The following is an 11325-nucleotide window of genomic DNA, read 5'->3' as shown; positions in this document are numbered from 1 at the left end:
AACCCTGATCCACCGGTGAATGTGTTGGTGGTGGGTATGTCGTAGACGGGCAGGTGCCCTCTGAGCTGGGATGATTGTTCTTGTCTAGGGAACAAGCCATCACAGAAGAGGGCACCTGTTAAGTGAAAGCATCGCATACCCGTGGTGGGATTGACGCGAGGTTCGACCATCCGACGTTGGTGTCGCAGGCCGGGCTGGTGCCGGCGATGCGATTAGCGCAGGATGCGGGCCTGTCTGAGCTGGCCGATAGGCATGTCCGGCTGGGTGGCTCGATCGGCGCCAACGCCGGCGCGAAGATCGCGTCGATCGTGGCGGGCATGGTCTGTGGCGCGGACTCGATCGACGATCTGGACGTGATCCGCCATGGCGGGCTGCCGCTGCTGTTCGACGGTATCAGGGCACCGTCCACGCTGGGCAGCTTCCTGCGGTATTTCGGCATCGGTCACCTGACCCAGTTGCAGCACGTGGCTCACGGGGTGCTGGTCAGGCTGGCCGCCCAGACCCCGCTGCTGCCCGGCGTCGATCAGCTGGCCTTTGTGGACATGGATTCCAAAACCCAGCAGGTGCACAGCAAGAAACAAGGTGCCGCGTACGGGCACAAGAACCTGTTCGGCCTGGACTACCAACTCATCACGCTGGGCACCCCGCTGGCCGCTCCGGTGATCCTCGACAGCCGGCTACGCGGCGGCAACGCCCACTCCGCCCGCAACGCCGCCAGCCTGCTGCGCCGCTCGCTGACCACCGCCCGAGCCTGCGGCGCGACCGGCCCCATCCTGGTACGCATGGACTCGGCGTTCTTCAACGGCGAGGTCATCACCGAGGTGATCACGGCCGGCGCATGGTTTTCCATCACCGCACGCCACAGCGGCAACGTCACCGCCGCCATCCACGACATCCCCGAACCACACTGGCAACCGGTCACCTTCGCCACCCCCATCCGCGACCAGGACACCGGGCAGCTGATCACCCACGCCGAGATCGCCGAGACCAGCCTGACCGTTCTCACCAACATCACCCGGCACCCCACCGGACCAGCCACCCTCCGGCTGATCGTGCGCCGCGTGCCCATCACCACCCCGCACACCGACCAACAACCACTATTCCCCGCTTACCGCTACCACGCCATCCTCACCAACTCCCCACTCGAAAAGACCCAAGCCGAGGCCTGCCACCGCCAACGAGCCGGCAGCATCGAACACGTCCTGGGCCAACTCGCCACCAGCACCCTGACCCACTTCCCGTCACACGCCTTCATCGCCAACGCCGCCTGGCTGATCCTGGCCACCATCACCCACAACCTCCTGCGCGCCACCGGCTGCCTGGCCACCGGACGCTTCGCCCGCGCCCACACCACCACCCTGCGCCGCACCCTGATCACCGTGGCCGCCCAACTCACCCGCCAAGCACGCCGCACCACCCTGCGCCTGCCCACCCACTGGCCCCACCGCAACGCCTGGCTACTGCTGTTCGACCGGGCACACTCCCCACCCCCACTCCAGCATTGACCACCCACCAAGGCACCCCGCCCCAACAACTCACAGTGGAAAAGCTGGGCAGACCAGCGGCTCCCGCACGCCCACGACAGAAACCACCGGCCCACCAACACAACCACCCACGACCAAGATCACCAACAAAACCCATCGGTGGATCTGGGTTCTAACCCCGATAAACACTCACGAGGGGTAACCGGGCGCTGAGGCCCTGTCGGTCCATTTTCAGATCGTGAGTTGCCGCCGCATCCCGGCGGAGTCGTGCAAATTGGTCATCTGGACGAAGCGGCCGTCCTTGACCTTGTAGATGGCGTACTCGACGATCTTGAACGACGCACCGGACGGCGGTACACCGAGCCAGTCCTTGGCGGGTGTGCCGGTGTTGATCGCACGGACAGCGATCCCGTCGCGGTCGAACAGCAGCTCATCGATCTCCCAGTGGATGTCGGGAACGGCGTCGACGATCCCCTTCGATGGGCAGGCCGCGGGAGTTCGACGCCGACGTGGCGCTCGACAAGGCGATGCTCACCTTCTGGCAGCTCGGCTACGAAGGAGCGGGCATCACCGAGCTGACCCAGGCGATGGGGATCTCACGCAAGAGCCTGTACGCGGCCTTCGGAAACAAGGAGCAACTGTTCCGCAGCGCGTTGCAGCGTTACTCGGAAGGCCCCGGTGGCTACATCGCCGACGCGTTGCGAGCATCCACCGCCCGGGACGTCGCTGAGCAGTTCCTCCAGGGCTCAGTCGAAGCCAGCACCCGCCCCGGGTGCCCGCCCGGCTGCCTCGGCGTGCAGGGTGCGCTGGCCGCAGGCGACACCGGTCAGGTCGCGCGCGACATCCTGGCCGAGTGGCGCGGCCGAGGCCAACGGCAGTTATGCGACCGGTTCCAGCGAGCCATCGACGACGGCGACCTTCCGGCCGGTGCGGATCCAGACCTGATTGCCCGCTACGTCATGACCGTCGCCAACGGGATCGCCGTCCAGGCGGCCGGCGGTGCGTCGCGCGAACAACTCCGGCTTGTGGCTGACGCCGCGCTGCTGCACTGGCCACCGGCGCTCCTGCGGTGATGCTCAACGAGCAAGCGGGATTCCTTGCCACGGTCCAGGTACGTGACGCGGTCACTCAGGCGAACCGGTGACCGCCAATACGACCACGTGTCGAGCGCTCATCCGATCGCCGTCACGGTCGTCATTGCGGCACCACCTTGCGGGCGTGCTCGGTTGCCTGGTGCGATCAGTTTCGACAAGCCGTGAGTGGGCCGGATGGCGGCCCACTCACGGCGGAGTGCCACTACTTCAGCAGGAACGCGCCGATGATCGTCTGGTTGACGGAGTTCCCCGAGGTGTCACTCGTTTTCGCCCTGACCGACACGGAGGTCGCCGTCGGCGGGTGGATGAGCAGGGTGAACGACCGGCCTGCGATGGTCAGAACGCGGGCGGATTGCCATGTGGTGCCGTTGTCGTAGGAGACGTCGACCTCCGGCGCCTTGGCGGTGCCGCCCGTGTAGTGGTCCACGGTCAGCGGGACGAAGGTGGGCACCGCGCGGGGGACGCGGTTCTGGTCGTCCACCGGTGGGGCGAAGCGGACCGCCATCAGTGGCAGGGCCGCGGGTTGGTCGCCGGGCACGGTGCTGGAGTGGAAGGTCCAGTCCACGGTGATCCGGCTGGACAGCGGAGTGTCGCGGACGGACTCCGTGTGCAGGTGGTAGACGCCCGGATCGGCCGGGACGGCGAACACACCGACGCCGGGAGTGGGCAGGGTGCTGGTGGGCATGCCGTCCCGGGACAGCGATGTGCTGCCGGTGCTGTCGGAGAATCCCTGGTGGTTCGGTTCCCTGTCAGCGTGGAGCGGCAGGGCGACGGTGACGTAGTCCCCCAACCGAGATGCCAGGGCGGCCGGGTTGCCCGGGTCGCGGGGCAGCGCCGGGCCGAACGCACCGAAGTTCCAGCGTTCGGTGGTGTGCCCCGGCTTGAACGTCCGTGAGACCACAGTAGACAGTGTCGACGCGCTGCGCGGCCGGTCGGGGCCGGAAGCTTGTTCGAACTGCCCGAGCCAGGGCACGTTCGGCGTGTAGAACTCGTCCAATGTGAACGGAAGCTGCCGGGTGATCATCCGCTCGCGCGTGCCGGTGGCGCCGGCACCGGTCGCCGCGTGCTCGGAACGGACTTTGGCGAGCTGTGTGTCACTGACCCGCTGAACGAGGTCGTCCGGCACGCGTCCGTCTGTCTCGTGGCGCAGGTTGTACAGGTAGGTGCTGGTGCTGAAGCCGCCTTTGCCGTCCGGCTCGGCCATCCGCGCCTCGGCGATATACCGGAACTGGCCGGGCGTGGTGGCGGAGGTCGCCGACGGGCGGACGAACACGTCAGTGAAATCACTGGTGTAGACCGAAGTGCTCACTATGGCCGACGCGGTCTTGCTTTCGAAACCGACGCTTCCGTCACCGCCCTTGGCGTTGGGCTTGTCGACGACGAACCCGGCCTGCTTGGCGGTGCGGGCATCGATGGTCATCCGGCCCGGCTTGTCGATCACATACTCGGGCTCGTCGGCAATGGCGAACTTCTTCGGTCCGGTGATGACCGAGTCGAGGACATAACGCCCCTTCGGCAGCCGGGCCACGACCGTCCCCGACGGGTCGAACAACTGGAAGGTCCCGGGGCGGTCGAGGCCGACCAGCCGCAGGCTGTGCTGCGAAGCCGGCCTGCCGTCGAAATCGAGCATTTCGAAGGTGTAGTCGTAACTTTCCACCTCGCGGTTCACCGCGATCGGCACTCGCAGGTCACCGGCGAGGATCGCGCCGCTGTAGCTGCCGTCCGGCCCGCCCACGCGTGTGTCCGTGGTGACGGTGACGTCCGCCTGACCGCCTGCGGGAACGGTGACCGTGGCCGGCGACAGGGTGAACATGCCCGCGGGGGCCGGGTTTCCGTCCGGGCCACGGATGTCGGTCCGCATGTCCAGCGTGACCGGCGTGGTTCCGGAGTTGCGGTAGGTCACCGTCCTGGTGATCGGAGTGTCGTCGTCGTGCGGCCACTGCACGGTGCCCTGGCTGAGGCTCGTCGGGGAGGAGTACACGTTCTGCGTGACGGCCTTGGCGACGTCGAGGCGTCCCGCGCCCTGCTCGAACACCGACAGCGCGGAACTGGGCCTGGCGCTGTTCATCAGGACGGACTTGAGCTGGTCGGCTTTCCAGTCCGGGTGCTGGCCCATCAGGATCGCCGCGGCTCCGGCGACGTGCGGGGTCGCCATCGAGGTGCCGGACAGCCGGACGTGCGTGTCGTCGACCGGTTTGCCCGCCGTGGCGTGCGCGGCTTTGGCCGCGGCGATGTCCACGCCGGGCGCGGTGATGTCCGGCTTGATGGCGCCGTCGCCCAGCCTGGGGCCGCGGCTGGAGAAGGATGCGAGCCGTTCGTCATGGTCGACCGCACCGACGGTGAGCGCGGCGTCGGCGGCGCCGGGTGCGCCCGGTGCCAGCGTGCCACGGTTGCCCGCGGCGACCACGAACAGCGCGCCGGTCTCGGCGGTGAGCCGGTTGACCGCCAGCGACATCGGATCCTTGCCGTCGGACGGGAAGATCGTGCCGAGGCTCATGTTGACCACGCGAGTGCCTTGCGTGACCGCCCACTCCATGCCCGCGATGACCGACGACTCCGTGCCGATGCCACTGTCAGCGAGGACTTTGCCGTTGAGCAGCTTGGTGTCCGGGGCCACACCGGGGTACTTCTGGTGCGCGCCGGTGATGATCGACGCGACGTGGGTGCCGTGCCCGCGTTGGTCGTCGGCGCCGGTCGCGCTGCCGGTGAAGTCCTGCGCACCCACGACCGCGTCGGCCAGATCCGGGTGCGTGGCGTCGATGCCGGTGTCCAGCACCGCCACAGTAGTGCCCTTACCGGTATGCCCGGCCTGCCACGCCTGCGGCGCGCCTACCTGCGGCACGCTTTTGTCGAGCGCGGCATGGACCGGACCGTCGAGCCAGATTCGTTGCGCGGAGGTCAACGGGCCGAACCCGGCCGCCTTGTTCATCCGGACGGCCGAGCCGCCGACACTCGGCAGGTCCCGGACCTTGCCGCGAGCCTGGGCCTCGCCGCCGCTCACGATGAGCGGGAGATCCTTGCGTGTCCTGTCGTCGTAGCCGGACTGCACGAGCTTCGTGACGTTGAACAGCCGGGGGTCGATCCGGTGGCTGTTCAGCAATGGCAGGGCGTCTTCCGGGATCACATGCAGGTCACCGGACTCGTCGCGCTGCTGGACGAACCGCAGCCGCTCCCGGCCGTCAGCGGGTTCGATCACGGCACCGCGCGGCCCGCCCAGGACGACCTTGTCCCCGGTGAGCAACGTGATCGCGGCCGGAGGACCACTCGCGGCGGCCGGCTGCGCCGCCGGGGCCGCGACCGCGGGCGACACCACCATCGTCCCGGCCAGCATTCCCGCGAGCAGGCTCGCTGTTGTTCTCAGAAGGCTCATGCCCGTAGGACCCGCGACCCGCGGCAGTGGTTGAGACCACCTGATCAGCTTCCGTTGCCAGTCACATCACCGCTGCTTGACCGCCCGGAGTGGCACATACCTGCCACCATTCCCGGTCAGCCGGGCTGTCGCCCACGACTACCTACGTCCTAATTGGACACTAGTGGTTCGCGTACTGCGGTTGGTTGAGCGTGGCAGGTGGACTACCGCACAGGTTTACCTCGTTGTCGTTCGCTGAGCTGACGACGACGCCGGATATGGCGAACTAACCTTGCTGACCGGAGACCAATGCAGGAGGAGCATGTACACGGCCGCCGCGCACCCTGCGCCGCGACATCGTCGCCGATCTCTCGGCGCAGGCGTTCAAGGCAGGCCCGAAACAGCTTGGCCGCTCGCTGCCGACCGACATGCCCTGCGGGATCGTGGCCGCTACCATTCCACGTCGCCCCGGGATCTAAGCCTGGTTTCGAGGGGTGACCAAGCCGGTTTCGTAGGCGATCACCACGGCTTGTGCCCGGCTGGTGAGGCCGAGCTTGGTCATGGCGCGATTCAGGTGCGTCTTGACCGTGGCCTCGCTGACGGTGAGGTCGCCGGCGATCTCGTTGTTGGTCCGGCCCGTTCCGACAAGCCGGAGGATCTCCATTTCGCGCGGTGTCAGTTGACTCAGGCTCGGGGCTTGCGGCGTCGGGATGCGGCGTGGCCGCCGGACGTACGCCTCGACAAGCCGCTGCGTGACGGACGGCGCGAACAGCATGTCGCCGTCGGCGATGGCCTGGATCGCGGAGATCACTTGACGCGGCTCGGTTTCCTTGAGCAGGAAGCCGGACGCCCCGGCGCGCAGTGCCGCGTAGACGTACTCGTCCAGGTCGAACGTGGTCAGGACGATGACGCGTGGCTGGGGGCCGGGTGCCTCGGCGAGGATGCGCTCGGTGGCCGTGATGCCGTCCATGCCGGGCATCTTGATGTCCATCAGGATCACGTCGGGACGAGTTTCAGCGGCGAGCGCGACGGCTTCGTGGCCGTCGGCCGCCTCGCCGACAACCTCCAAGCCGGGCGCGGCGCGCATCAACGCGGCCAGACCGGCACGGATCAATATCTCGTCATCGACAACCAGAACTGAGGTCGTGGTAGATCCACTCATCGCCGTCACTTATATCGCTGATGCCTGGTCAGCGTCCTGGTCATCCAGGCCGATGGGCAGCGTGAGTTCGACCACGAACCCACCGTCGGCCTGTTGACCTGCGGAAAGAATCCCACTGTACAACGCTGCCCGCTCCCGCATGTTCTTCAGGCCATGGCCGGTACCTGAGCCGTCGCCGGACGGTGTCCCCCGCTCGTTGGTGATTCGCACCGTGAGCCGGTCGGCCTCGCGGCGCACCTGCACGTTCGTGGCGGCCAGCCCGGCGTGCTTGATGACGTTGGTGAGCGCCTCCTGAACGACCCGGTACGCACACAACTGCAGCCCTGACGGCAACTGCTCGATGTCAGCGGGGTTCATGTCGAGAGTGACCGGCAGGCCTGTCGCGTGCATCCGGCTGGCCAACTCCGGCAGGTGCGCCAGGCTCAAAGCCGTATCACCGGGATCGTCGTCAGTACGCAGCAACATCAGCAACCGGCGCATCTCCCCCAGCGCCTCACGGCTGGTGGCGGCAATGGTGTTCACTGCGGCACGCGCGGTGGGCGGGTCGTCGTCGAAGACGTATCCGGCCAAACCGGTCTGTACGGCGATCACCGACATGTGATGCGCGACGACGTCGTGCAGTTCCCGTGCGATGCGAACTCGTTCCTCAGTCACCGCCCGCTCGGTTCGCAGCTCCTGTTCGATCCGTAACTGCTCAGTCAGCACGGCGAGTTGCCGGTTGCGCAGGTCCAGTTCACGTCCGACATTGCCCATCATCCACGCTGTCAACGGAATCACGACGGCTTCGGCGACAGCGATGTACCAGGCGAGGTTCGACACCAACGCCGCCCAGAGCAACACCGGCACGACCGTCACGGTGCACAGCGCGGTGATCCGGGGCGGACGCAGCGAAGCCACCGTGTAAAGAAGGAGGACCGGCCCCCAGAAGTTCAACGCGACCTGGTTGTGGTCGAACGCCAGGAAGACGACCAACGCCGAATTGCTCACCGCCAGCACGAGTACCGGCGCTCGCCTGCGCACCGCGAACGGCAGGAAGATCAAGGCGGTGAGCCCGTAGGCCACCGGGTCGGTTCCCCAGCTTTGCGGCGAGTACTGCCTGCCGACCAGCCATGCGATCGCGACCATCGCGACGGCGATCGCGACATCCACACCCGGGATGGCCGCCCTCCCACCACCGCGCATGGCGCACAGCATAGGTGGGCGGAGAACGGCCTGGAAACGTGACGAATCCCGCGCGGTGTACTGCCCAGGTTTACCCCGGGCCGGGGATACCGCGGAAGTTGTTGGTGATCTTCCACCCCTGGGGCGACGACCAACGCACCCCGTGCTCCTAGGCTCGCCCGCCACAGGTGAGCAGGAGTCCGATCGGGTGAAGGTGGTGTCGTGACGGCGAGCGCTGTGGTTCCTCCGGTGGTCTACGTGCCGTGTCAGTCGGCGAGCGAGGACGAACTGGTCGTGGACCTGCGGACGACCGATGCCGGTGAGGTCGCGTTGTTGGTGTACACCGCGCTGGACCGGCTGGTCGACTGCTGCGGCCCGAACCAGCCATGGGCCGCGCTGCGGACCGAGACGCTGGCGAAGGTCCGGGAGGCGACCAACTTCAACGTGGTCATGGTCGACGTGGTCGTCCCCGAGCACGAGCGCCGGACGGGGGTGTGACGCCGTGCCGGACGGGTACAAACTCGACCCCGCGACCCTGGAGCAGGTCACCGGTGCGCTGCGCAAGGCCGGGACCTCGCTGGAGGACATGGACGGCGGTCCGGGCAGGCCGGACGCCGGTGAGCTCAGCGACGTCATCGGCGCGATGATGACCAAGCTCGTCGACGACACCCTGGAACTGGCCGCCGGGCTCAACGCCGCCGGTGACCAGGTGAACAACGCCAGAAACATCTATCTCGTCACGGAGAACAACCATCGCCGGACCTTCGACTCGCAGTGACGACCACGGCGGTTGACGGACCGATACCGAAGGCGAGAAGACGGGCATCATGACCATCGACACCGAGATCAAGGGCAACCCGGAGAGTGTTCGCGCCGTCGCCCGCTGGCTGGACGGCACGGTCGGCGAGGGTGTGCACAACAGCGTCACCCAGCTCTACCAGGCCAGGACGAACACCGAGACGGACTGGACCGGGCCTGCGGGTGAGCAGTTCCGCGGCCGGATGAACAGCGGCGGGAAGCAGGCCGACGAGATCAGCACGGATGCCAAGAAGGGCGCGGAGTTCTGCCAGCGGTGGGCGGGGGACATGTCCACCGCCCAACGGCGCATGGAACAGCTCCGCGAGTCGGCCGCCAAGGCCGGACTGACCGTCAGCGGGAACAAGATCCTGCACCCGGGGCCCGCACCGGCCAAGCCGGGCAATCTGGCCCAGGACGCGACGTCGGCCCAGCAGGCGCAGCACGCCCAGGCCGTCCAGGCGCAGCAGGACTACGCGAAGAAAATCGCCGCGTACAACTCCGCCAAGACCGACGCCGAGCAGATCCGCAAGGACATGAGTTTCGGCCGGGACGTGGCCAAGAACGGGTGCGAGGAGATCGTCAAGAAGCCGCTCTTCCAGGCGGGCGCGCTGGCGGACGGGACCTTCGCGGCGGGGGCGTCGGCGGCGATGCAGAAACGCATGGCGCAGAAAGCCAGGATCAACAAGGGCCTGGCTGCCAAGCTGGGACAGCCCGGCCAGGTGTCCCGCGGTATTCAGGGCAGTGACGTCAACCGCAACCTGCGGAACATCGCGGCGGCGAACCGGACGGCGAACCGGGCCGCGACCACGGCGAAGTGGGCAGGCCGGATCGGCGGCAGGGTGCCCATCGCCGGCACGCTCATCGGTCTGGGCGCGATGGGGTACGACATCCACAACGGCAAGCCGGTGGGCAAGGCCGTCGTATCGACCGCGGCGGGCATCGCCGCCAGCGCCGGGGCGGGCGTGGCCGCGGGTGCGGCCGTGGGCAGCATCTTCCCGGGGGCGGGCACCGCGGCCGGTGCGGTCGTCGGCGGTGTGGTCGGCGTGGGCGTGGGACTGGCCACGAGCGCCGCCGTGGACGCCGCCTGGGACAAGATCTTCTGACCCCGTGTCGCTTCCGCCGGACTGGCGTGCCATGCGGCGCACCAGTCCGGCATTCAGTGCTCCGCACCTGCGGAACCGAACGGCTTGGCATTCCCGTTCACCGCAAGGGATGGCGCCGGAAATACCGCCGAAGTTGAGGGACGTGTACCGCAGAAGTTCACCCCGGCTGGTTTGTCCATAAAGGATCGCGAAATGTTGCGCGATTTCGTTCCGCGCCAACCGGTTCGTCCGGTAGAACGGCACCATGCATCCTCAGCAGCCGTATCCCCCACACGGATACCAACAGCCGTACATGCCACCGCCACCACCCCGGCGCAAAACCGGTCTGATCGTGGCCATCGTGGCCGGTTGCCTGCTGCTGGTGGGAGCAGCCGTCGCGCTCGTGATCCTGTTGTCGGATGACGATTCCGAGGACTCTTCAGGCAGTGCGACTGCTTCAGGCAGCAGCTCAGGCAAGGCGCCGGGATCGTCTGCCACCACCAAGGCTGTGCAGGCGCCGCCACGTGCGTGCGACCTGCTGTCACAGGCCGAGCTGACCGCGATCCTCCCCGGAGGGGTCAAGGAACCGTTCAGCGCCGGGCCCGAGACCGTCGGCGAAGGAATGATCGGGACACGATGCAGCTGGACGAACGTCACGTCGGTGAACGGCCAGCGGTTCCCGTCAGTGATGGTGCAGCTGAACGTGACCGCGGCCGCCACCGAGGACGTTGCCCGGACAGCACTCCGGACTTCCGGCGTGGTGTGCGACGCCCCCAGAGGCGCGCAAGCACAGCTGACCGGCACCGACGAAGCATGCCTGGAGCACAGCTCAATCGACGTGAAAACCCAATCCCCGGTGGGAAACGCCGCGGTCGTCGCTCGACGCGGGACCCTCGTGGTCACGTTCCGGTACAGCAACACAGGAATGCCCATCGAGGGCATCGACCAGATAGCCAAAGCCGGCGCCGCGTCAGTCATGGAAAAGGCCGCCCAGTCACGCTAACTTGCCTGGGAAAACGCCAAACCACCCCTCGTGAGTGTTTATCCGTGTTCTAACCCAGATCCACCGATGGGTTTTGTTGGTGATCTTGGTCGTGGGTGGTTGTGTTGGTGGGCCGGTGGTTTCTGTCGTGGGCGTGCGGGAGCCGCTGGTCTGCCCAGCTTTTCCACTGTGAGTTGTTGGGGCGGGGGTGCC

The 11325-nt window shown here is 67.2% G+C and carries 10 protein-coding genes; 6 read left to right on the top strand and 4 right to left on the bottom strand.

Features of this window, described 5'->3' with window-relative positions; translation table 11 throughout:
• Positions 1–122 precede the first annotated feature (122 nt).
• Positions 123–1505: an IS1380 family transposase gene (locus GC106_RS46730; protein WP_312872492.1), complete on the top strand. Its 1383-nt coding sequence runs from the start codon at positions 123–125 to the stop codon at positions 1503–1505.
• A gap of 210 nt (positions 1506–1715) precedes the next feature.
• Here GC106_RS46730 and GC106_RS49935 read toward each other — a convergent pair whose 3' ends face one another.
• A complete protein-coding gene (locus GC106_RS49935) occupies positions 1716–1955 on the bottom strand; it encodes an ester cyclase (RefSeq protein ID WP_173142644.1) in 240 nt (79 codons plus the stop codon).
• 8 nt (positions 1956–1963) lie between these two features.
• Here GC106_RS49935 and GC106_RS46720 point away from each other — a divergent pair, with 8 nt between their 5' ends.
• Entirely contained in the window at positions 1964–2557 is a 594-nt protein-coding gene (locus GC106_RS46720; protein WP_173142642.1) for a TetR/AcrR family transcriptional regulator, read from the top strand.
• 223 nt (positions 2558–2780) lie between these two features.
• On the opposite strand, the gene GC106_RS46715 is transcribed toward GC106_RS46720, so the two are convergent.
• The 3 genes from GC106_RS46715 to GC106_RS46705 form a co-directional block, all read right to left on the bottom strand.
• Entirely contained in the window at positions 2781–5948 is a 3168-nt protein-coding gene (locus GC106_RS46715; protein ID WP_173142641.1) for a S8 family serine peptidase, read from the bottom strand.
• 454 nt (positions 5949–6402) lie between these two features.
• Positions 6403–7089, bottom strand: a complete 687-nt coding sequence (locus GC106_RS46710; protein ID WP_173142640.1) for a response regulator — start codon at positions 7087–7089, stop codon at positions 6403–6405.
• A 9-nt stretch (positions 7090–7098) separates the two neighbouring features.
• Entirely contained in the window at positions 7099–8271 is a 1173-nt protein-coding gene (locus GC106_RS46705; protein WP_173142639.1) for a sensor histidine kinase, read from the bottom strand.
• 201 nt (positions 8272–8472) lie between these two features.
• Here GC106_RS46705 and GC106_RS46700 point away from each other — a divergent pair, with 201 nt between their 5' ends.
• The 4 genes from GC106_RS46700 to GC106_RS46685 all read left to right on the top strand — a co-directional run bounded on the left by GC106_RS46700 (position 8473) and on the right by GC106_RS46685 (position 11133).
• Entirely contained in the window at positions 8473–8748 is a 276-nt protein-coding gene (locus GC106_RS46700) for an SAV_915 family protein (protein ID WP_217281858.1), read from the top strand.
• A 4-nt stretch (positions 8749–8752) separates the two neighbouring features.
• Positions 8753–9028, top strand: a complete 276-nt coding sequence (locus GC106_RS46695; protein WP_173142638.1) for a hypothetical protein — start codon at positions 8753–8755, stop codon at positions 9026–9028.
• A gap of 49 nt (positions 9029–9077) precedes the next feature.
• Positions 9078–10151, top strand: coding sequence for a hypothetical protein (locus tag GC106_RS46690; RefSeq protein ID WP_173142637.1), 1074 nt, complete (start codon positions 9078–9080; stop codon positions 10149–10151).
• Between the two features lie 244 nt (positions 10152–10395).
• Positions 10396–11133 (top strand): hypothetical protein, encoded by a 738-nt coding sequence (locus GC106_RS46685; protein WP_173142636.1) that lies wholly within the window; start codon positions 10396–10398, stop codon positions 11131–11133.
• Positions 11134–11325: the final 192 nt, after the last annotated feature.

It is taken from the genome of Kibdelosporangium persicum (assembly GCF_013280595.1).
Classification (GTDB): Bacteria; Actinomycetota; Actinomycetes; order Mycobacteriales; family Pseudonocardiaceae; genus Kibdelosporangium; species Kibdelosporangium persicum.
Note: the sequence above shows the minus strand (reverse complement) of the source record. Positions and strands in the feature narration are given on the sequence as shown.